The organism is Bradyrhizobium mercantei, from assembly GCF_001982635.1.
Lineage (GTDB): Bacteria > Pseudomonadota > Alphaproteobacteria > Rhizobiales > Xanthobacteraceae > Bradyrhizobium > Bradyrhizobium mercantei.
In genome coordinates, this window is sequence record NZ_MKFI01000013.1 from 1 (window position 1) to 19,379 (window position 19,379).

21 protein-coding genes are annotated in these 19,379 nt (G+C 65.6%); 15 read left to right on the forward strand and 6 right to left on the reverse strand.

Annotated features, from left to right (window positions below):
* Positions 1-231 (reverse strand): transposase (locus BI327_RS38940; RefSeq protein WP_143271779.1); only part of this gene is annotated, 231 nt, incomplete at its 3' end.
* Between the two features lie 166 nt (positions 232-397).
* Positions 398-1,303, reverse strand: coding sequence for a phosphoserine phosphatase SerB (gene serB, locus BI327_RS38945; RefSeq protein WP_076866943.1), 906 nt, complete (start codon positions 1,301-1,303; stop codon positions 398-400).
* Here serB and miaA point away from each other — a divergent pair.
* The 8 genes from miaA (at position 1,302) to ilvC (ending at position 9,332) form a co-directional block, all read left to right on the forward strand.
* Positions 1,302-2,231, forward strand: a complete 930-nt coding sequence (gene miaA, locus BI327_RS38950) for a tRNA (adenosine(37)-N6)-dimethylallyltransferase MiaA (RefSeq protein WP_076866944.1) — start codon at positions 1,302-1,304, stop codon at positions 2,229-2,231. The two genes, serB and miaA, sit on opposite strands and share 2 nt — an antisense overlap.
* A 364-nt stretch (positions 2,232-2,595) precedes the next feature.
* On the forward strand, positions 2,596-4,371 hold the full coding sequence (locus tag BI327_RS38955; protein WP_076866945.1) for an acetolactate synthase 3 large subunit: 1,776 nt from the start codon (positions 2,596-2,598) through the stop codon (positions 4,369-4,371).
* A gap of 14 nt (positions 4,372-4,385) precedes the next feature.
* A complete protein-coding gene (locus tag BI327_RS38960) occupies positions 4,386-5,372 on the forward strand; it encodes a threonine dehydratase (protein WP_076866946.1) in 987 nt (328 codons plus the stop codon).
* A 21-nt stretch (positions 5,373-5,393) separates the two neighbouring features.
* On the forward strand, positions 5,394-5,936 hold the full coding sequence (ilvN, locus tag BI327_RS38965) for an acetolactate synthase small subunit (protein ID WP_076866947.1): 543 nt from the start codon (positions 5,394-5,396) through the stop codon (positions 5,934-5,936).
* Positions 5,937-5,939: 3 nt separating this feature from the next.
* On the forward strand, positions 5,940-6,635 hold the full coding sequence (locus tag BI327_RS38970) for a class I SAM-dependent methyltransferase (RefSeq protein ID WP_076866948.1): 696 nt from the start codon (positions 5,940-5,942) through the stop codon (positions 6,633-6,635).
* A gap of 35 nt (positions 6,636-6,670) precedes the next feature.
* Positions 6,671-7,546, forward strand: coding sequence for an EamA family transporter (locus BI327_RS38975; protein ID WP_076866949.1), 876 nt, complete (start codon positions 6,671-6,673; stop codon positions 7,544-7,546).
* A 7-nt stretch (positions 7,547-7,553) separates the two neighbouring features.
* Positions 7,554-8,162, forward strand: a complete 609-nt coding sequence (locus BI327_RS38980) for a LysE family translocator (RefSeq protein ID WP_076866950.1) — start codon at positions 7,554-7,556, stop codon at positions 8,160-8,162.
* Between the two features lie 150 nt (positions 8,163-8,312).
* Positions 8,313-9,332 (forward strand): ketol-acid reductoisomerase, encoded by a 1,020-nt coding sequence (gene ilvC, locus BI327_RS38985; protein WP_076866951.1) that lies wholly within the window; start codon positions 8,313-8,315, stop codon positions 9,330-9,332.
* Positions 9,333-9,443: 111 nt separating this feature from the next.
* On the opposite strand, the gene BI327_RS38990 is transcribed toward ilvC, so the two are convergent.
* Both BI327_RS38990 and BI327_RS38995 read right to left on the reverse strand, forming a co-directional pair.
* A complete protein-coding gene (locus tag BI327_RS38990) occupies positions 9,444-10,550 on the reverse strand; it encodes a DUF2336 domain-containing protein (protein WP_076866952.1) in 1,107 nt (368 codons plus the stop codon).
* Positions 10,551-10,743: 193 nt separating this feature from the next.
* Entirely contained in the window at positions 10,744-11,763 is a 1,020-nt protein-coding gene (locus tag BI327_RS38995) for an adenylate/guanylate cyclase domain-containing protein (protein ID WP_076866953.1), read from the reverse strand.
* Between the two features lie 128 nt (positions 11,764-11,891).
* On the opposite strand from BI327_RS38995, the gene BI327_RS39000 reads away from it, so the two are divergent.
* Both BI327_RS39000 and BI327_RS39005 read left to right on the forward strand, forming a co-directional pair.
* Positions 11,892-12,290, forward strand: coding sequence for a lysozyme inhibitor LprI family protein (locus BI327_RS39000; RefSeq protein ID WP_245335065.1), 399 nt, complete (start codon positions 11,892-11,894; stop codon positions 12,288-12,290).
* A gap of 28 nt (positions 12,291-12,318) precedes the next feature.
* On the forward strand, positions 12,319-12,552 hold the full coding sequence (locus BI327_RS39005; protein WP_076866954.1) for a hypothetical protein: 234 nt from the start codon (positions 12,319-12,321) through the stop codon (positions 12,550-12,552).
* A 12-nt stretch (positions 12,553-12,564) separates the two neighbouring features.
* Here BI327_RS39005 and BI327_RS39010 read toward each other — a convergent pair whose 3' ends face one another.
* Complete coding sequence (locus BI327_RS39010) at positions 12,565-13,185, reverse strand: hypothetical protein (protein ID WP_076866955.1); 621 nt, start codon at positions 13,183-13,185, stop codon at positions 12,565-12,567.
* A 172-nt stretch (positions 13,186-13,357) separates the two neighbouring features.
* Here BI327_RS39010 and BI327_RS39015 point away from each other — a divergent pair, with 172 nt between their 5' ends.
* Complete coding sequence (locus tag BI327_RS39015) at positions 13,358-14,050, forward strand: TetR/AcrR family transcriptional regulator (RefSeq protein ID WP_076866956.1); 693 nt, start codon at positions 13,358-13,360, stop codon at positions 14,048-14,050.
* Positions 14,051-14,217: 167 nt separating this feature from the next.
* Positions 14,218-15,930, forward strand: a complete 1,713-nt coding sequence (locus tag BI327_RS39020; RefSeq protein WP_076866957.1) for a sulfatase-like hydrolase/transferase — start codon at positions 14,218-14,220, stop codon at positions 15,928-15,930.
* Positions 15,931-16,016: 86 nt separating this feature from the next.
* Here BI327_RS39020 and BI327_RS42555 read toward each other — a convergent pair whose 3' ends face one another.
* On the reverse strand, positions 16,017-16,163 hold the full coding sequence (locus BI327_RS42555) for a hypothetical protein (protein ID WP_159450526.1): 147 nt from the start codon (positions 16,161-16,163) through the stop codon (positions 16,017-16,019).
* Positions 16,164-16,192: 29 nt separating this feature from the next.
* Between BI327_RS42555 and BI327_RS39025 the strand changes: the two genes are divergently transcribed.
* From BI327_RS39025 to BI327_RS39035, 3 genes are read left to right on the forward strand one after another with little or no spacing between them, the layout of a single operon-like run.
* A complete protein-coding gene (locus BI327_RS39025; RefSeq protein WP_076866958.1) occupies positions 16,193-17,371 on the forward strand; it encodes a COG1470 family protein in 1,179 nt (392 codons plus the stop codon).
* Positions 17,368-18,354, forward strand: coding sequence for an ABC transporter ATP-binding protein (locus tag BI327_RS39030; protein WP_076866959.1), 987 nt, complete (start codon positions 17,368-17,370; stop codon positions 18,352-18,354). Before BI327_RS39025 ends, BI327_RS39030 begins: the two co-directional genes overlap by 4 nt.
* Complete coding sequence (locus BI327_RS39035) at positions 18,344-19,306, forward strand: ABC transporter permease (RefSeq protein WP_076866960.1); 963 nt, start codon at positions 18,344-18,346, stop codon at positions 19,304-19,306. The genes BI327_RS39030 and BI327_RS39035 overlap by 11 nt, the downstream gene beginning before the upstream one ends.
* Positions 19,307-19,379 lie beyond the last annotated feature (73 nt).

Sequence of the window (19,379 nt, forward strand, 5' to 3'; positions counted from 1 at the left end):
AAGGCCCGGATCGGACAGCCCATACCATTGCTGCAGCAACAGCGCCTTAAACAGCGCCAGCGACGGGTAAGCTGGCGCTCCCATCGCCCCGCTGCGCAAGCCGCTCAGCAGCACTTCGATCGCGCCCCAGTCGACCAGTTCCGACACCCGCTGCAATGGCGCATTGGCTCGAGCCGCGTCACTCACCAGCCCGTCCGTAAAGCTCAGCTGACCAATCTGGCGCTCCGCCATCCATCCCTCCGGCGAATCCTTCACCTAAGAGAATCATCCCCACTGACTTCTGCAAAGCCCTCGCGAAAGCGGGGGATCCAGTACGCCGCGGCCTCTCGATCATCCTCCGGCGTCTCTGGAATACTGGGTCCCCCGCTTTCGCGGGGGACGACAGGTTACATGAACCTCACTTGTCCACGAACTCATCCCGCCGATAGCCCTGCGCGTACAGCAGCGCGGTGAGATCGCCGTGGTCGATCCGGACCGCGGCGGCGGCCGCGACCGCCGGCTTGGCGTGATAGGCAACCCCGAGGCCCGCGGCCTGGATCATGCCGAGATCGTTGGCGCCGTCGCCCACCACCAGCGTGTCGATATCGTCGAGGTCGAAGGATTCGGTGAGCTCGATCAGGGTGGCGAGCTTGGTGGCGCGGCCGAGGATCGGCTCGATCACTTCGCCGGTCAGCTTGCCGTTCTCGACCTGCAACTGGTTGGCGCGGTTCTCCTGGAAGCCGACCTTCTCCGCGACCACCCTGGTGAACAGAGTGAAGCCGCCCGAGATCAGGCAGGTATAGGCGCCGTGCGCGCGCATGGTCATGACCAGCTCGCGGCCGCCCGGCGTCAGCGTGATGCGCTTGTCGAGCACCTCGTCGACCACGCTGACCGGGAGCCCCTTGAGCAGCGCCACGCGCTCGCGCAGCGCCGACTCGAACTCGATCTCGCCGCGCATCGCGCGCTCGGTGATGGCCGCAACATGGGCCTTCAGCCCGGCGAAGTCGGCGAGCTCGTCGATGCACTCCTGGCCGATCATGGTCGAATCCATGTCGGCCAGAAAAAGCTTCTTGCGCCTGATGATCCGAGGCTGCACGACAATGTCGATCGGCAGGTCGCCGCGGGCCTGGCGCAGGCGCTCTTCGAACGCCTTGATGTCGTCCCTGCTGGCGTCCTGATGTTCAAAGGGAATGTCGACGGCGACCTCGTTGAACAGCCACTGCGCCGGGCCGGGTGAGGGCAGCACGGCCCGCGCACCGTCGACGATGGTGGAGTCGAGCGCGGGGCTTGCGGGATTGCAGATCAGCGTGGCAACGAGGGACATGCAGGCGCATTCGGAATTGTTGGACAAGGCAGTGCTTATCGCAGGGCCGACCGCCAGCGGCAAGTCGGCCCTGGCGCTCGAGCTCGCGCAGCGCACCGGCGGGGTCGTGATCAATACCGATTCCATGCAGGTCTATCGCGATCTCCGGATCATCACCGCGCGGCCGACCGCCGCCGAGGAGGCACTGGTTCCGCACCGGCTCTACGGCCATGTCGACGCCGGTGTGAATTTCTCGGCCGGCGCCTGGGTGGCTGACGCGACGACAGTGCTCGGCGAGGCGCGCGCGCAGCGCCGGCTGCCGATCTTCATCGGCGGCTCGGGCCTGTATTTCAAGGCGCTGACGCGCGGCCTGTCGGCGGTGCCGCCGGTCCCGGCGGCAGTGCGCGACGGCGTGCGCGCGAGGCTGGAGCAGCACGGCGTCGAGGCACTGCATGCCGAGCTCGCAACGCGCGATCCGGTGTCGGCCGAACGGCTGAAGCCGCGCGACCGCACCCGCATCGCGCGTGCGCTCGAGGTCGTCGAGGCCACCGGCCGTCCGCTGCCGGACTGGCATCGCGAGGGCCTGCCGCCGCTGCTGCCGCCGGGCCAATTCCACGCGCTGTTTCTCGCGCCTGACCGGGAGCAACTCTATGCACGGATCGACGCCCGGTTCGGTGCGATGCTCGATGCCGGTGCGCTCGACGAGATCGGGCAGCTTGCGGCGCGCGGGCTCGATCCGTTGCTGCCGGCCATGAAGGCCCATGGCGTGCCGGCGCTGATCCGGCACCTGAAAGGGGAGATCAGCCGGGAGGAGGCCGCCGAGATCGGCCGGGCCGACACCCGCCATTACGCCAAGCGCCAGTTCACCTGGTTTCGCCATCAGCTGCCGGAATTCGAGTGGGTCGAGCCCGGGGCAGCGAAGGCGTGGCTGCGGGAGCGGATCCGGTAGCCCGGATGGCTTAAGTGGCGGCGTACGCCCGTCTGCCATGCGCGTTTCATCACGCAAAAGCACTCGCCGAACGGGCGGAACCCCGGTAGAGTACGGAAATCGCGAAAGTGCTTGCCTTGCCTTGACATTCAGGCTTTGGCCGCTATGTTCGCGCAACCTTTGGGAAGACTGGGTCGTCTCGTGCGCAACATTATTGCCAAACTCCTTATCGCCGTCGTACCCAGGCACACCGCCGGGGATGGCTAGCGGCCATCCAAATTCGGGCGGTGTGCATGGGGCCTCTGGGGCCCCTTTTTATTGCCCGAAGCCGAACTGACGAGAACTGACAAAAGCCGCGCAAAAACAAGCGCATCCGGAGCGAACCATGACCGACAAGAGCCACGATCCCAATCAGATGACCGGCGCCGCGATGATCGTGCGCGCGTTCATCGATCACGGCGTGCAGCATGTCTTCGGCTATCCCGGCGGTGCGGTGCTTCCGATCTACGACGAGATTTTCCAGCAGAGCGAAGTCGAACACATCCTGGTCCGCCATGAGCAGGGCGCCGGCCATGCCGCCGAAGGCTATGCCCGCTCGACCGGCAAGCCCGGCGTGGTGTTGGTGACCTCGGGGCCGGGCGCCACCAACATGGTGACGCCGCTGACCGACGCGCTGATGGATTCGATCCCGCTGGTCTGCATCACCGGCCAGGTGCCGACCCACCTGATCGGCAACGACGCCTTCCAGGAATGCGACACGGTCGGCATTACGCGGCCCGCCACCAAGCACAATTGGCTGGTGCGCGACGTCAACGACCTCGCCAGGGTGCTGCACGAGGCCTTCTACGTCGCCACCACCGGCCGGCCCGGCCCGGTCGTGGTCGACGTGCCGAAGGACGTGCAGTTCGCCACCGGCACCTATCATCCGCCGCGCAAGTCGGACGTGCACATCTCCTACACGCCGCGCGTGAAGGGCGATGAGAACCAGATCCGCAAAGCGGTGGCGATGCTCGCCAACGCAAAACGTCCCGTCATCTATACGGGCGGCGGCGTGATCAATTCCGGCCCCGAGGCCTCGCAACTGCTGCGCCAGCTGGTGGAGGCGACCGGCTTCCCGATCACCTCGACCCTGATGGGGCTGGGCGCCTATCCCGCGTCTGGACCGAACTGGCTCGGCATGCTGGGCATGCACGGCACCTACGAGGCCAACATGACGATGCATGATTGCGACGTCATGCTGTGCGTCGGCGCGCGCTTCGACGACCGCATCACCGGCCGCACCGACGCGTTCTCGCCGGGTTCGAAGAAGATCCACATCGACATCGACCCGTCCTCGATCAACAAGAACATCCGCGTCGACGTGCCGATCATCGGCGACGCCGGCAATGTGCTCGGCGACCTGCTGCACGTGTTCAAGGCGGAGGCCAGGAAGCCGGACATCAAGGCCTGGTGGCAGCAGATCGCGCAATGGCGCGCGCGCAACTCGCTGTCCTACCGCAAGAACAACGATATCATCCTGCCGCAATACGCGATCCAGCGCCTGTTCGAGCTGACCCGCGGCAAGGACACCTACATCACGACCGAAGTCGGTCAGCACCAGATGTGGGCCGCGCAGTTCTACGGCTTCGAGGAGCCGCACCGCTGGATGACCTCGGGCGGTCTCGGCACCATGGGCTACGGCCTGCCGGCCGCGGTCGGCGTGCAGGTCGCGCATCCGGATAGCCTGGTGATCGACATCGCCGGCGATGCCTCGGTGCAGATGACGATCCAGGAGATGTCGACGGCGGTTCAGTTCGAGCTGCCGATCAAGATCTTCATCCTGAACAACCAGTACATGGGCATGGTGCGGCAGTGGCAGCAGCTGTTGCACGGCAACCGCCTGTCGCATTCCTACTCCGAGGCGCTGCCTGACTTCGTCAAGCTCGCCGACGCCTATGGCTGCGTCGGCCTGCAGGCGACCAAGCCGTCCGATCTCGACGGCGCGATCAAGGAGATGATCGCGATCAAGCGCCCGGTGCTGTTCGATTGCCGCGTCGCGGCGCTGGAGAACTGCTTCCCGATGATTCCGTCGGGCAAGGCGCATAACGAGATGCTGCTGCCGGAAGAAGCGACCGATGAGGCCACCGCGAAGGCCTTCTCCGGTGGCAAGGCACTGGTGTGAGGTGAGGGCGGATCATGTTTGATCTCGACGAGCTCGAGCGCGCGCACAAGATCGTCGGCACCGCGGTGCCGGCGACGCCGGCGCATGCCTGGCCGCTGCTCGCCGAGCGGCTCGGCACCGAGGTCGTGGTCAAGCATGAGAACCACACGCCGACCGGCGCCTTCAAGGTGCGCGGCGGCCTGGTCTATCTCGAGCGGCTGAAGCGCGAGCGGCCCGAGGTGCCCGGCATCATCTCGGCGACGCGCGGCAATCACGGCCAGAGTCTGGCGTTTGCCGCGAGCCGCCACGGCGTGCCGGCGACCATCTACGTGCCGCGCGGCAACTCGGTCGAGAAGAACCGCGCCATGCACGCATTCGGCGCCGAGCTCGTCGAGCATGGCGACGACTTTCAGGCCGCGCGCGAGGAGGCCGAGCGCCGTGCCCAGTTCGCCGGCCTGCACATGGTGCCGTCGTTCCACCCGGATCTCGTGCTGGGCGTTGCGACCTACGCGCTCGAGCTGTTTCGGTCCGCGCCCGACCTCGACATTCTCTACGTGCCGATCGGGCAGGGCTCCGGCATCTCCGGCTGCATCATGGCGCGCGATCTGCTCGGCCTGAAGACCGAGATCGTCGGCGTGCAGTCGACCGAGGCGCCGTCCTACGCGCTGTCGTTTGCGGCCGGCAAGATCGTGACCACCGAGACCAGCAACACGCTGGCCGACGGCATGGCGACGCGGATTCCTGATGCGGATGCGTTCGCGCTGATCCGCAAGGGCGCTTCCCGCATCGTGCAGGTCAGCGACGACGAGGTCGCCCAGGCGATCCGCGCCTACTGGACCGACACCCACAATCTCGCCGAAGGCGCGGGCGCCGCGGCGCTCGCAGCCGCGTTGCAGGAAAAGAGCAGGCTCGCCGGCAAGCGGGTCGGGCTGATCCTGAGCGGCGGCAATATCGATTTCGATCTGTTCCGGTCATGGATCGGGACGGATGCTGCGCCGGCCGCCCAGCGGGCGGTGGCGTGAAAAGAATGTAAGGGGACGACCATGAACCAGCCCGCATCCGCCTACTTCCTCGAAGAACGTCACGATCCCACCGAGACGCACACGCTGTCCGTGCTGGTGCAGAACGAGCCCGGCGTGCTCGCGCGCGTGATCGGCCTGTTCTCCGGCCGCGGCTACAACATCGACAGTCTCACCGTCTCGGAGACCGAGAACCAGAAACATCTCTCGCGGATCACGATCGTCACCACGGGCACGCCGATGGTGATCCAGCAGATCAAGCATCAGCTCGACCGCATGATCCCGGTCTACCGCGTCGTCGACATGACGCTGACCGGCAGCTCGATCGAACGCGAGCTTGCGATGGTCAAGGTGCGGGGCGGTGGCGATCACCGCGTCGAGGCGCTGCGGCTGGCGGATGCGTTCCGCGCCCGGGTGATCGACGCCACCACCGAGAGCTTTGTGTTCGAGATCACGGGCAATTCGTCCAAGATCAGTCAGTTCATCGACCTGATGCGCCCGCTGGGCCTGGTCGAGGTGTCACGAACCGGGGTGGCCGCGATCACGCGTGGGCCGGAAGGGATGTGAGTCATGTTGGCGCGCGACTGGTACTACACGCAACGGCGGCAGGTCGGTCTCGATACCGCGGTTGCCTCGATCTATGACGTCAGCGAGGACAGCGACGTCCGCGCCCGCCAGGCGCTGACCATGCTCGGCGTCAAGCCGGGCTGGCGGATCGCCGATATCGGCTGCGGCAACGGCGTGCTGGCGACCGAGGCGGCGCTGATGGGCGCCGAGGTCGACGCCATCGACATCTCGCCGGCGATGATCGGGCTTGCCGAGATCTATGCGCGCGACCGCAAGGCGAAAATCCGGACCCAGCCGGCCGGCCTCTTGTCGTTTGCCTATCAGCCGAGCTCCTACGACCTGATCGTCAGCGAGTTCACGCTGCATCATCTGCCGGACTTCTGGAAGGCGGTGGCGCTGTCGCGGATCTTCAACGCGCTGAAGCCCGGCGCGAACTTCTATCTGCGCGACATGGTGTTCGTCAGCATGCCCGACGGCGTCGACCGCGACATCGAGGGCTGGGCCGACTTCTCGATCAAGAACCACGATTTCGAGCGCGAGAGCGTGATGACCCATATGCGCGACGAATACTCGACCTTCGGCTGGGTGATGGAGCGCATGCTGACCGAGACCGGCTTCACGCTGGTTTCGGCCGACTATCACGCGCCGCTGCACGGCACCTATCTGCTGCGCAAGCCGAAGCCGGACGAGCAGATCTAGATCCCGACCGAAACGGAAGTAAAAGAAGAACAACAATGAAGCCGGCCGATGTTGGCATCGCCGTCATGGTCGCGGTGATCTGGGGGCTTGCGTTCGTCGCAAGCCGGATCGCGCTCAATGAGTTCTCGCCGGAGCTCATGACGACGCTGCGCTTCGCGGTCGCCGCGCTGCCGTGCCTGTTCCTGCGCAAGCCCGGCGTTTCCTGGCCGCTGCTGATTGCAATCAGCTCCACGCTGTTCCTCGGCCAGTTCCTCGCCCAGGCGTTTGCGATCGCGCATGGCGTCCCGGTCGGCCTCTCCAGCGTGGTCGTGCAGAGCCAGGCGCTGTTCACCATCGCGTTCGCGGCGATCGCCTTCGGCGAGATGCCGACGCGGACGCAGGCGATCGGGATTGCGATCGCCGCGACCGGCCTGCTGATGATCTGCGGCACGGTCGGTTACGACTTCAGCGTCTCGGCCTTCGCCATTCTGATGATCTGTCCGGTCAGCTTCGCGATCGGCAATCTCCTGCTGCGGCAGGCGCACGCCGCGCCGATGTTCGACCTGTTTGCCTGGCTGTGCCTGTCGGCCGCGGTGCCGCTCGCGGTGCTGACCTTGATCAGCAACGGGCCGCAGCCGACCTGGCAGGCGCTGACCCACATGTCGCTGACCGGCCTGATCTGCATGCTCTGCCTCGGCGGCATCTCGACCAGCATCGCCTACTGGCTGTGGGGCCGGCTGCTCAGGGATTATCCGGCGGCACAGGTGGTGCCGTTCGCGTTGCTGGTGCCGTTCGTCGGCTCCGCCGCCTCCAGCATCGTGTTCGGCGAGAGATTCGGGCCGCTGCGGCTCGCCGGCATGCTCACGGTGATCGCCGGCATTGCCGTGATGCTGCTGGCGAAGCGGCCAAAAGCTCTGCCGAAAGCCGCGTGAGGGCGTCATGTCGAATTCGCTGCTGTTCGCCTTTGTCGTGTTTGCCGTCGTGATGTTCTTCACGCCCGGCCCCAACAACATCATGCTGCTGTCGTCCGGGCTGACCTACGGCTTCCGCCGCACGGTGCCCCACATCGCCGGCATCACGATCGGGTTTGCCTTCATGGTCGGCGCGGTCGGCGTCGGGCTCGGGGCCGTCTTCATCGCCTATCCGGTGCTGCAGACGATCCTGAAATATGGCGGCGTCGCCTATCTGGTCTACCTTGCCGCCGTCATCGCCACGGCCGAGCCGCCCTCGGCGGACAAGGACGACAAGCCCGGCCGCGGCCCGATGACCTTCTGGGGCGCGGCCATGTTCCAGTGGATCAACGCCAAGGGCTGGGTGATGGTGATCGGCACCATCACGGCCTATGCGGCGATTGCCGCCTTCCCCTGGAACATCGCGATCCAGGTCGGTCTGAGCCTGGTCCTGGGGACGGTGTCCTGCATCGTCTGGGCGCTGTTCGGGACCGCGCTGCGGCCGGTCCTGACCTCGCCCCGGGCGATACGGATCTTCAATGTGGCGATGGCCGTCCTGCTCTTGGCCTCGCTCTACCCGGTCTTCATGGACGCATGATGCCGCACCGCGCCATGCGAGATGAGGGTTTCCCCTGAGGGGGAAAATGCTCTAGACAACGCCGGAAATTCGCGGGCGCCCGGCGGTTCTGACCTTCCGAAAGCCTGATTCATCGGCCGATTTTGGCCCCCTTCAAACGAGGAAACCACGATGCGAGTTTACTACGATCGCGATGCCGACCTGAACCTGATCAAGGGCAAAAAGGTCGCCATCGTCGGCTACGGCAGCCAGGGCCACGCCCACGCGCTGAACCTGAAGGATTCCGGCGTCAAGGAAGTGGCGATCGCGCTGCGCAAGGGTTCGGCCTCGGCCAAGAAGGCGGAAGCCGCTGGCTTCAAGGTGCTTGAGGTCGCTGAGGCCGCCAAGTGGGCCGACCTCGTCATGATGCTGACCCCGGACGAGCTGCAGGGCGACATCTATCGCGAGCACCTGCACGACAACATGAAGAAGGGCGCGGCGCTCGTGTTCGCCCACGGCCTCAACGTGCACTTCAACCTGCTCGATCCGCGCGCCGACCTCGACGTGCTGATGATCGCGCCGAAGGGCCCCGGCCACACCGTGCGCTCGGAATATCAGCGCGGCGGCGGCGTGCCCTGCCTGATCGCGATCGCCAAGGATTCCTCGGGCAACGCCCATGACCTCGGCCTCAGCTACGCTTCGGCGATCGGCGGCGGCCGCGCCGGCATCATCGAGACCACCTTCAAGGAAGAGTGCGAGACCGACCTGTTCGGCGAGCAGGTGGTGCTCTGCGGCGGCCTGGTCGAGCTGATCAAGGGCGGCTACGAGACGCTGGTCGAGGCCGGCTACGCGCCCGAGATGGCCTATTTCGAGTGCCTGCACGAAGTGAAGCTGATCGTCGACCTGATCTATGAAGGCGGCATCGCCAACATGAACTACTCGATCTCCAACACCGCTGAATACGGCGAGTATGTCACCGGTCCGCGCATCGTCACGGCCGAGACCAAGGCGGAGATGAAGCGCGTGCTGGCCGACATCCAGGGCGGCAAGTTCGCCCGCGATTGGATGCTGGAGAACAAGGTCAACCAGACCTCGTTCAAGGCGACCCGCGCCAAGCTCGCCCAGCACCCGATCGAGGAAGTCGGCGCCAAGCTGCGCGACATGATGCCCTGGATCAAGAAGGGCGCGCTGGTCGACAAGAGCAAGAACTGAGGTTGAATTTGCGGGGCGGGCATCGTTCGCTTGCCCTGCACGCCGAAAGCAAAAAGGGTGGGCAAATGCATTGCCTACCCTTTTTCTTTGCCGGAAAAACGCTGGCGGCGGCTAACCGGCCGCCATCGGCTGCTTCTCGATCCGCTTGTGCAGCTGCCAGAACCGCACCGTGCGCTGGGCGGTCTCCAGCGACAGCCGCCGGTAATCGCGCTGCGCGATCTCCAGCGTCGCGTGGTCGATGGCATGCGGCAGCGGTCGCTTGCGCAGGATGGTTTCGACCGTCGGCCAGTTGAGCCGGGCCGAGCGGCACGGAATCAGAAGCAGGTCGGAGCGCAGGCCGAGCATCAGGCGCTCGATCATCGCGATCGGCATGTCGTTGAGCACGGCGAGCGCCACCGTGACCTCGTCGAACTTGCCTTGCTCGGCGAATTTGTAGACCGCGACATCGTCGAGCTCGTTGAGCTGCTTCATCAGCTTGACCAGCTCTTCGGCGATGCCGTAGTTGCGGCGCGGAGCGGCGGCCTCTTCCTGCGCGATGTCGTTCAGCACCTGGCTGATCTCTTCGCGGGCGCGGGGCGATGCGATCGCGAGCAGGCGGGCGCGCACGGTATCCTTGGCGCGCTGCAAGAGGTCGCGCAGCAGCTTGGCTGGAATGTCGATGCGCAGCCCCAGGATCTCGACCAGCTCGTCGTCGCCTTCGGCGCGGGCGACGATGGTGGAATAGCCGTTATCGGAGAACTCGGCGCCGGCGTTCTTGGCGAGACGCCGGATCACCTTGTCCTCGCCGCGGTCGATGATCACGTCGGTGACGGAGGCGGGCAGGTTTTCCCGCGCCGAGATCGCGAACAGATGATCCTGTCCCTTGCTGCTGGCGATCTCGCGCAGTGCGGCGTTTGAGAGTCGGCTGGAGTGGGTCAGCACTTCGCCGGCGACGCCGATATCGTCGTCCCAGGCGAGGTGTTGAATCACCTCAAACGGCGCATAGTCCAGCGGCGCGAGCCGCTTGCTGAGCTCGGCCCGCGCCCGCGTCTCGACGCGCGCGACGAGCAGGCAGAGCACGTCGTCGAACACCTTGACCTGTTCATCGTTGAGGCGGTCGCCGTCGTTCAGGAACAGATCGGTGACCTGCCGCAGCGTCTGCACGCGCTTGGCCGATGTCCCGTCCCGGACCGCATCTTCGAGTTCGGCAATAATCGATTGTGACGCTTGTTGCGCCATCGATGGGCAACCTTGTTTTTGTTGAATGACACCTGTCTCCGCACCATGCGAGGCGCGGTGTTACACCTGCGTTAAGGTGGAACCCGGTGCAAATACGGTGTGCGTCGCATCCTTAACAGGCTGCGACCGGACTCGATTCAATTCACGCTTTCGGCGCGGCGGAAGCCGATGCCGATGCATTTTAAGAGAACGTTTAGGACGATGCGCGCCGCGCGACGGAAAAGATCTCGATCGACGCGGCACGTCCGCGCAATTGCGTCGAGCCGAGTGGCTCGATGACAATGTCCCGGTCCGGCGGCAGCAGGCGACGTAGCTCGCCAGATACCAGCAGCGGACGGCCGGCCTCCTTGCAATGCGCCTGCAGCCGCGCCGTGACGTTCACGGTGTCGCCGAAATAGGCGATCTGCCGCCGCGAATCCCCGCATTCGGCGATGACGACCGGTCCGGCATGGATCCCGGCGCGAAATGCGGGCACCACGCCGAACTCCTTGCGATAATGATCGGCCCGCTTGGCGAGGCGGTCCTCGATCGCGAACACGCAGTCGAGATAGCACCGCGATTGCCCGACGGCATTGGCCGGCCAGGTCACGATCACCTCGTCGCCGACATAGGCGTGCACCTCGCCGCCATGCGACACGATCGGCTCGTCGATGTCGAAGAAGAAGCGCGTCAGCAATTCCTGCACGCGCAGCTCGCCCATGGACTCCGCCAGCGTCGTCGAGCCGACCAGGTCGAGAAACAGCAGCACGCGCTCCTCGCGCACCGGCTGGCGGTAGCGCCCGAGCACGATGGCAAGCAGTGTATGTCCGCCGATCATCCGGATCAGCTCGTAGATCGTCGTGATTGGGATCGACAGCAGCAGTGCGACCCCGATGATCTTGAAGAAAGAATCACGAAGCCACTTGGCCTCGAGCCCATGCCCGTAGAGCACGACCTCCAGCACGGTCGCGGCGACCGCAACGATGGCGGCGAGGATCACCGAGCGGGCAATCAGTTCGACGATGAGCGGCTGCCGCCGCAGCCAGCCGCCGCGGGCCGCCAGATAAAGATGCGTGGCCCAGACGATCAGGGTGATGGCTGCGCCGTCGAGGGCGCTGCGCACGTAGTTCGCGACGGAGCCCGTGTTGGACTCGTCGAAGGCATAGCGAAACAGACCGCCGACGAGCACGCCGAACGCGGCCAGAACGATCACAGGCGTCAGGTTGCGCCGCATGGTGCCTCCACGCTCATGAAATATCCCGCGCGGGTCGGGAACGCCAGCGGCGCTGCGAATGAACGGGATGCGCAGCCGCCGCACTCATGTAAGGTCCGACAGCAATTTCGAACGAAAGGGAAGGTGGTATGAAATCGGCTCTTGCGGCAGGCGCGTGCAGGCTCAGGCCGCTGATTGCGGCCGTGTTGGTCACCGCCACCTCGTCGGCCTTCGCCGGCGATCAAGGCGATCCCGAACAGTCCTGCGACGGCAGCACTTACCAGATGGTCGAGTGTCTCAAGGCCAAGACCGCGCAATGGGACAAGCGGATGAACGTCGCCTATCAGCAGGCGCTGAAGGATGCCGCCGGCGACAGGCAGCGCGAGCAGCTCCGCATCGCGCAACGGCTGTGGATCCAGTACCGCGATGCCAACTGCCTGTATTACGACCTCGGCGAGGGCACCATCGCCCGGCTCGATGCCGGCGAAAGCATGCGCAGCATGACCGAAGCCCGGGCCAAGGAACTGGAGAATCTCGGCCATCAGTGAGCCATGTTCCGGAGTCAGGACCGAGGTCATGACCGACGGAAAGAACCAGGACGAATTGACCCAGCTTGCGGAGGAGGCGCTGCGCGCGCAGCCCGGCTGCGAGACCGCGCGCGTGCCGGCGGTCGCCGCGCTGCCCGATGCGCAGATCGGGCGCAACTGGGAGATTCCGAACGTGGTGCTCGGCGACAGCCTGATCAGCGACGTCGATCGCGCGGTGCTGTCGGTTCATCGCCAGCTCGGCCGCAAGTTTCATCTGGTGTGAGCGGGCCTGATCTCAGCCCGCTTGCTCCTGACGCGGCGCGGGCCGCGTGGCCATGCTGGTCATCCTGAGTGCGAACACGACGGCGAGCGGCACCAGGAACAGCGCGTAGAGCGGCATCTCCGGAATCCGCTTGCCGAACGAGACCATGAACTGCAGCAGCAGATAGTAGCCGCCGATCAGATGCAGCCTGCGCCAGACGTGCGAACCGAGCATCGCAGCGGTGCGATCGAACGAGGTCGCGGTCAGTGCGATGATGACGAGATAGCCGATGCCGCCGAAGATGTAGGAGACGACGGAGGTCGCGGCCGCGAAGCCTTCCGGATCGAGCATCGCGAATGCGGCAATCGCGACCGCATGGATGGCGTGCGAAGCCGCGAAGGTGACACCGAGATAGCGGCGGTTGCGGCGCTGCCAGTGCGTCCAGGCGTTCGGCCAGAGCCGCGCCAGCGCCGCGGCGGAGAAGGCGAGGCAGAACAGCAGCAGCGAGGTCCGCGCCGTGAAGCGGATCACCATCCGCACGCCCTCGACCTCGAACTGCCGCATCGCGGCGATCCAGATCGACAACACGATCAGGGTCAGCGTGAGCAGGCCGAACAGCCGCCAGCCCTCGAACCAGTTTCGACGCGTCGCCATATCCCGACTCCCACGGTTGATGTAATCACCAGTTACATTTGGCAATCGCCTGCGGTCAATCCGTGTAATCGGTGCTTACATTCACAAGCGGGTGATGCTAGAGGGCATGATCCGGAAAAGTGCGCAGCGGTTTTCCGAGAAAGATCATGCTCAAACAAAGAGCTAAAGCGCCATGCGTCGCCCCGCCAAAACTCCGCCTGCCGGTCGCCGGCCTGCCAAGCCGCGTCCAGCGCGAACGCCGGCGGCCAAGCCGTATCACCACGGCGACCTCCGCCGGGTGCTGCTCGATGCCGCCATGCAGCTGGTCGGCGAGGGCGGGCCGGAGGCGGTCAGCGTGCGCGAGGCCGCCCGCCGTGCCGGGGTCTCGCCGGGTGCGCCGTTCCGGCATTTCCCGAGCCGGGATGCGCTGATGAACGCGGTGGCGGAGGAGGCGCAGCGTCGCTTCCGCGCCGAGATCGAGGCGGCGCTCGCCGGCGCACCGTCAGGCGATCCGCTCGGCCGCTTCCGCCGCCTCGGGATCGCTTATCTGCGCTGGGCGATGCAGAACCCGACCCATTTCGAGATCATCTCAAGCCGCCGCTTCTTCGATCACGACCGCTCGGTCGGCGTCTCCAGCGACAATGCCGAGTTGATCGGCCTGACCGAGCGCACGCTGGCGGAGGCATTGTCGGCCGGTCAGCTCGGGGCGCACGACCTGAAGCAGGTTCAGATCGCCGGCCGCGCCCTGGTCTATGGTTTTGCGCGGATGCATATCGACGGTCATTTGCCGCGCTGGGGCGTCGCCGACGCGGAGGCCGAGCAGATGGCCGCCGACATCGTCGACCTCTTCATCGCGGGCATCACAAGGCGTACCTCGCAAGTCTAAGCACCGCGCTGGCCGAAGAGGACTTGGGGGCGGGCAAATTCATTGCGCGTTCATGACGATTCAATTACGGTTTTGTGACGCGGCGCAGACACCGGCTGTGCCGGGTGCCTCCTGGCCATTGCCAGTCAAGGCCGTGGCATTGCGCCGGGTTGTATTGCGTCCCGCCCATGGCGCCCGCGCCTCAGCAAAACTCTTCCATTGCCGCACTGGCCGGCGGTCTTGCCGCGATCGGCGTCTGGCGGTTGATGGCGGTCGCCGGACCGCATCTCGGCGCGCTGATCCTGATGCTGCGGACCGAGACCGATTTCGGCTCGCGGCTCTGCTTCCTTCTCACCTGGGGAATTCTGAACTTCCTGTTCATCGCGCTGCTGCGCAGGCCGGCGCTGTCGGGCGCGCTGTCGCTGACGCTGGTCGTGGTGCTGGTGCTGCTGTCGCGGTTCAAGCACGACGTGGTGCAGATGACCGCGAACTTCGTCGACCTGATGGTGATCGATCGGGATACCGCAGCGTTCCTGCTCACGATCTTTCCGAACCTGCGCTGGTCGATCATCGGCGCCGGCCTGATCACGCTGCCCTTGATGTACGCGCTGTGGTGGCTCGATCCGTTCCGCATCCGCCGCCTGCCGGCCGCGGCCGCCTGCCTTGCCTGCACCGCCGCGCTCTCGGGCTATGCCTTTGCCTGGCCGGATGAAGCCTGGCGCGGCTATTACGACGACGGCTATCTGTCGAAATTCGCGCGCTCCGGCGTCACGGCGGTGTCCGATTTCGTCGCCTACGGTTTCATGGAGTCGGATCCCGCCGCGAGCGACCAGCTCAAGGTCCCGCTGGTCGACGCCTGCCATCCTGCGGGCCGGCGGCCCAACATCATCATGATCCATGATGAATCGAGTTTCGACATCCGCGCCGCTTCCGGCGTCAAGGTGCCGGCTGGCTATGGCAGCCAGTTCAAATCCTATGACGGCGTCGAGCGCAGATTCCTCGCCGAGAGCAATGGCGGGCCGAGCTGGTTCACCGAGTACAACGTGCTTGCGGGGTTGTCGTCACGATCGTTCGGCCGCTTCTCCTATTTCGTCACCCGCATCGCCTCGGGCCGGGTGGAGCGCGGCCTGCCGCTGGCGCTGCGCCGCTGCGGCTATGACACGCTGTCGCTGTATCCCGCGTTCGGCGCCTTCATGAGCGCGCGCAACTTCCAGACCACGACCGGCATCCAGCACTTCTACGATGCGCATGATCTGCATGCGAAGGACGTCGAGCCCGACAGCTTCTTCTACGACAAGGCGCTGAAGCTGATGGCGGACCAGAAAACATCGGGAACGCCGCTGTTCACCTTCGTCTATCTCGCCGCCAATCATTTTCCGTGGGAGACCAAGTTCCGTCCTGACCTGCTGCCGGCATGGAAGCGGCCGGGCAACACGCCGTCGATCGACGAATATCTGCGCCGGCAGGCGATGAGCGCCAGCGACTATGCAGGGTTCGTCGCAGCGCTGAAGAAGAAGTTTCCGGCGCAGCCGTTCCTGATCGTGCGCTACGGCGATCACCAGCCGGAGTTCTCGCCGCAGCTGCTCGATCCCGAGCTCGACGAGGCCGGCATCGGCAAGAAGCTGATGGAGTACGATCCGCGCTACTACGCGACCTATTACGCGATCGATGCTGTCAACTTCGAACCGGTGAAGAGCCCGGCGGTGATGGAGACGATCGACGCCGCCTATCTGCCGCTGGTAATCCAGGAAGCCGCGGGCATTCCGCTCGATCCGTCGTTCGAGGAGCAGAAGGCGATCATGCTCCGCTGCAACGGCGCGTTCTATTCCTGCAAGGACGGCGCAGAGGCGCGCCGCTTCAACCGCATGTTGATCGACGCGGGGATCATCAAGGGACTTTGAGCATGCTTCGCCGGAACGTTCGTGCAATTGCATGAGCAGTTGCAACGACCAATCCGCACATCAGGGCGATCGCATCTCGAACTAGACTAATGGCGGTAGACGAAGGTCGCCTGCGCGAAGTCGCGAGCATTACTCATTTGTAATTGCTCTGCCGAGATTTCGTCACGATTGGCTCGATGATCTGTCGCGTCGCTGCCACGATGTTCATCGGCGCGCAGCGTCAACTCAGCCAATCCCGCCCTTCTTGCAGGAGTGTTTGCCCATGCGAGCGCTCGATGTTGCGCGCCTTGTCGTCGCCTTCGGACTTGCTACTCCCCTCGCGCTTCCCTCAGCCTATGCCGCAGAGCCGCCTCACGACATCAAGGGGCTCTACATGATGACGGACTATCCGGCCGTCACCGTCAGGCCCGGCACCACTTCCAACATCTCGCTGCGTTTGCAGAATTACGATCTCGGTCCGCAACGCTACAAGCTTTCGGTCGAGGGCGTGCCGAGCGGCTGGACCGCGACGTTGCTCGGCGGCGGCCAGCCGGTCGCGGCCGCGATGCCGGCGCCCGATTCCGGCGTGCCGCTGCAGCTTCGGCTCGACGTGCCCGCCAACGCGTCGCTCGCCGAGCAGACCTTGACGGTGAAGGCCGAAGGGCAGGGCAGCACGGCAACCTTGCCGATCGTGGTCGCGCTCGCCAAGGAACTGCCGGCGAAGCTGACGGTGTCGTCCAAGCTTCCCGAATTGCGCGGCAGCCCGAAATCGAACTTCGAATACACGCTGACCATCAAGAACGACAGCGGCCGCAACCTGGTCGCAAGCTTTGCTGCGGCGGCGCCGCAGAATTTCGAGACCTCGTTCACCGAGGCCTATGGCACCCAGGAACTGTCCTCGATCCCGATCGATGCCGGGCAGTCCAAGGACATCAAGCTCAAGGTACGGCCGCCGAGTGCGATCGATGCCGGGCATTTCCCGGTCAAGGTCACGGTCAATGCCGAGGATGCCAGCGCGCAGACCGAGGTGGCGCTCGACGTAGCCGGCCAGCCGCAGCTTCAGCTCTCCGGTCGTGACGGGCTGCTGAGCGCGCGGGCGGTCGCGGCCGAGCAGAGCACGATCCCGGTCGTCGTCACCAACAGCGGCACCGCGCCGGCCGACAATATCGAGCTCTCTGCGACCGCGCCGAGCGGCTGGAAGGTCACGTTCCAGCCCGCCAAGATCGAGCGGCTGGTGCCCGGCAAGGATACCGAGGTGCAGGCTTTGGTGACGCCGAGCGACAAATCGCTCGCCGGCGATTACCAGGTCGCGATGCGCGCCGCCTCGCGCGGCGAGACGGCATCGAGCCAGTTCCGCGTCACTGTGAGCACGTCCACCGTCTGGGGCATGGCCGGAGCCGGCGTGATCGGCGTCGCGCTGCTGTTGATGCTCGGTGCTGTCGCGAGGTTCGGACGGCGATGAGCGAACAGCAGACCAACAATGCTGCGATCCGGCCGGAGGCCGTGATCGCAGCGCGCGATCTTACCAAGCGCTACGGCAAGACCAGCGTTGTCGACGCCATCAACTTCGACATCGCCAAGGGCGAGGTGTTCGGGCTGCTCGGCCCGAACGGCGCCGGCAAGACCACGACCATCCTGATGATGCTCGGCCTCACCGAGATCTCGGCCGGCCGGGTCAGCGTGCTCGGCTTCGATCCGGCGCGCCAGCCGTTGCAGGTCAAGCGCCGCGTCGGCTATCTGCCCGACGCGGTCGGCTTCTACGACCATCTGTCGGCGGTGGAGAACCTCGCCTACGCCGCCAAGCTGATGGGGCTGCCGATGGCCGAGCGCTCGCGGCGGATCGCGGCGGCACTGACCCGGGTGCGTCTCGTCGAGGTCGCCGACAAGCGGGTCGCGACCTTCTCTCGCGGCATGCGGCAGCGGCTCGGGCTTGCCGAGATCATCGTCAAGCGCGCCGAGATCGCGATCCTCGACGAGCCGACCTCGGGTCTCGATCCCCAGGCGACGATCGAATTCCTCGACCTGATCAGGGAATTGAAGGCCGAGGGCGTGACCGTGCTGCTGTCCTCGCACATGCTCGACCAGGTGCAGCGGGTCTGCGATCGCGTCGCGCTGTTCCGTGCCGGGCGGATCGCGATGATGGGCTCGGTGGCCGAGCTCTCGGTCCAGGTGCTGGGCGCGGGCTTCGTCGTCGAGGTCGAGGCCGACGGCGCCGGGATTGCCCGGCGGCTTGCCGCGATCCCGGGCGTCGGCAATGTCGAGACGCTCGCCGACGACCGCTTCCGCATGACCGCCGACCGCGACGTGCGGGCCGATGCGGCGCGCGCGGTGGTCGCGGCCAACGGCGCGCTGCGGCGGCTCTCGGTCGACGAGCCGAGCTTAGAGGCGATCTACGCTCGTTGCTTCCAGGTCCCCCCGTCAGGAGGCGTACGCGATGCGGCGTGAAGGTTCAGCATTCCAGGGCGTCGGCGCGGTCTTCGTCAAGGAGCTGTCGGACAACATCTCGAGCGTCCGCATGCTGATGCTCGAGCTCCTGATCGTGCTGACGGCGATGGCGGCGCTCTACGAGGCGATCGTGGCGCTGCGCCAGAACACGGCGGAGGATCCGTTCCTGCTGCTGCGGCTGTTCACGGTGAGCCAGGCGCCGCTGCCGTCCTTCGTCGCCGTCCTCGGCTTCCTGATCCCGCTGATGGCGATCGGGCTCGGCTTCGACCTGATCAACAGCGAGCACAACCGCCGCACGCTGTCGCGGATCCTGGCGCAGCCGATCTATCGCGATGCGCTGCTGCTCGGCAAATATCTCGCCGGGCTTGCGACGATCGCGATCAGCCTGACTGCGCTGTGGCTATTGGTGATCGGGCTCGGCCTGATCTTCCTCGGCGTGCCGCCGGGCGGCGAGGAGATCGCCCGCTCGCTCGCCTTCCTGGTGATTGCGGTGTTCTATGCCGGGGTCTGGCTGTCGCTCGCGATGCTGCTCTCGATCGTGTTCCGCTCGCCGGCGACCGCGGCATTGGTCGCGCTCGGGATCTGGCTGTTCCTGACCGTGCTATGGCCGATGCTGGCGCCGGCGATCGCGCAGGCCATCGTGCCGCCCGATCCGCGCTTTGCCGCCCTTGGCCTCGATACGCCGGGCACCGCGATCTGGACCCTGCAGTTGCAGCGCTTCTCGCCGAACGATCTGTTCGGCGAGGCGACGCTCGCGGTACTGTCGCCGACCACGCGCACGCTCGGCCCGGTGTTCCTCGACCAGATCCGCGGTGCGGTGATGGGCGCCCCGCTGCCGTTCGGCCAGAGCGTGATGATCGCCTGGCCGCAGACGGTCGGCCTGATCGCCTGCACGATCGTGCTGTTCGTCGCGGGTTACGTCCTGTTCCAGCGGCAAGAGGTGAGGGCCTGAATCTTCGTCATTGCGAGCGGAGCGAAGCAATCGATATATCCGCGTATGTGGAGCAATGGATTGCTTCGTCGCT

Bases quoted from the DNA above. Each gene is read 5' to 3' on its own strand.
- miaA (WP_076866944.1), top strand. From the start codon at position 1,302: ATGCAGGCGCATTCGGAATTGTTGGACAAGGCAGTGCTTATCGCAGGG.
- serB (WP_076866943.1), bottom strand. From the start codon at position 1,303: ATGTCCCTCGTTGCCACGCTGATCTGCAATCCCGCAAGCCCCGCGCTC.
- BI327_RS38955 (WP_076866945.1), top strand. From the start codon at position 2,596: ATGACCGACAAGAGCCACGATCCCAATCAGATGACCGGCGCCGCGATG.
- BI327_RS38960 (WP_076866946.1), top strand. From the start codon at position 4,386: ATGTTTGATCTCGACGAGCTCGAGCGCGCGCACAAGATCGTCGGCACC.
- ilvN (WP_076866947.1), top strand. From the start codon at position 5,394: ATGAACCAGCCCGCATCCGCCTACTTCCTCGAAGAACGTCACGATCCC.
- BI327_RS38970 (WP_076866948.1), top strand. From the start codon at position 5,940: ATGTTGGCGCGCGACTGGTACTACACGCAACGGCGGCAGGTCGGTCTC.
- BI327_RS38975 (WP_076866949.1), top strand. From the start codon at position 6,671: ATGAAGCCGGCCGATGTTGGCATCGCCGTCATGGTCGCGGTGATCTGG.
- BI327_RS38980 (WP_076866950.1), top strand. From the start codon at position 7,554: ATGTCGAATTCGCTGCTGTTCGCCTTTGTCGTGTTTGCCGTCGTGATG.
- ilvC (WP_076866951.1), top strand. From the start codon at position 8,313: ATGCGAGTTTACTACGATCGCGATGCCGACCTGAACCTGATCAAGGGC.
- BI327_RS38990 (WP_076866952.1), bottom strand. From the start codon at position 10,550: ATGGCGCAACAAGCGTCACAATCGATTATTGCCGAACTCGAAGATGCG.
- BI327_RS38995 (WP_076866953.1), bottom strand. From the start codon at position 11,763: ATGCGGCGCAACCTGACGCCTGTGATCGTTCTGGCCGCGTTCGGCGTG.
- BI327_RS39000 (WP_245335065.1), top strand. From the start codon at position 11,892: ATGAAATCGGCTCTTGCGGCAGGCGCGTGCAGGCTCAGGCCGCTGATT.
- BI327_RS39005 (WP_076866954.1), top strand. From the start codon at position 12,319: ATGACCGACGGAAAGAACCAGGACGAATTGACCCAGCTTGCGGAGGAG.
- BI327_RS39010 (WP_076866955.1), bottom strand. From the start codon at position 13,185: ATGGCGACGCGTCGAAACTGGTTCGAGGGCTGGCGGCTGTTCGGCCTG.
- BI327_RS39015 (WP_076866956.1), top strand. From the start codon at position 13,358: ATGCGTCGCCCCGCCAAAACTCCGCCTGCCGGTCGCCGGCCTGCCAAG.
- BI327_RS39020 (WP_076866957.1), top strand. From the start codon at position 14,218: ATGGCGCCCGCGCCTCAGCAAAACTCTTCCATTGCCGCACTGGCCGGC.
- BI327_RS39025 (WP_076866958.1), top strand. From the start codon at position 16,193: ATGCGAGCGCTCGATGTTGCGCGCCTTGTCGTCGCCTTCGGACTTGCT.
- BI327_RS39030 (WP_076866959.1), top strand. From the start codon at position 17,368: ATGAGCGAACAGCAGACCAACAATGCTGCGATCCGGCCGGAGGCCGTG.
- BI327_RS39035 (WP_076866960.1), top strand. From the start codon at position 18,344: ATGCGGCGTGAAGGTTCAGCATTCCAGGGCGTCGGCGCGGTCTTCGTC.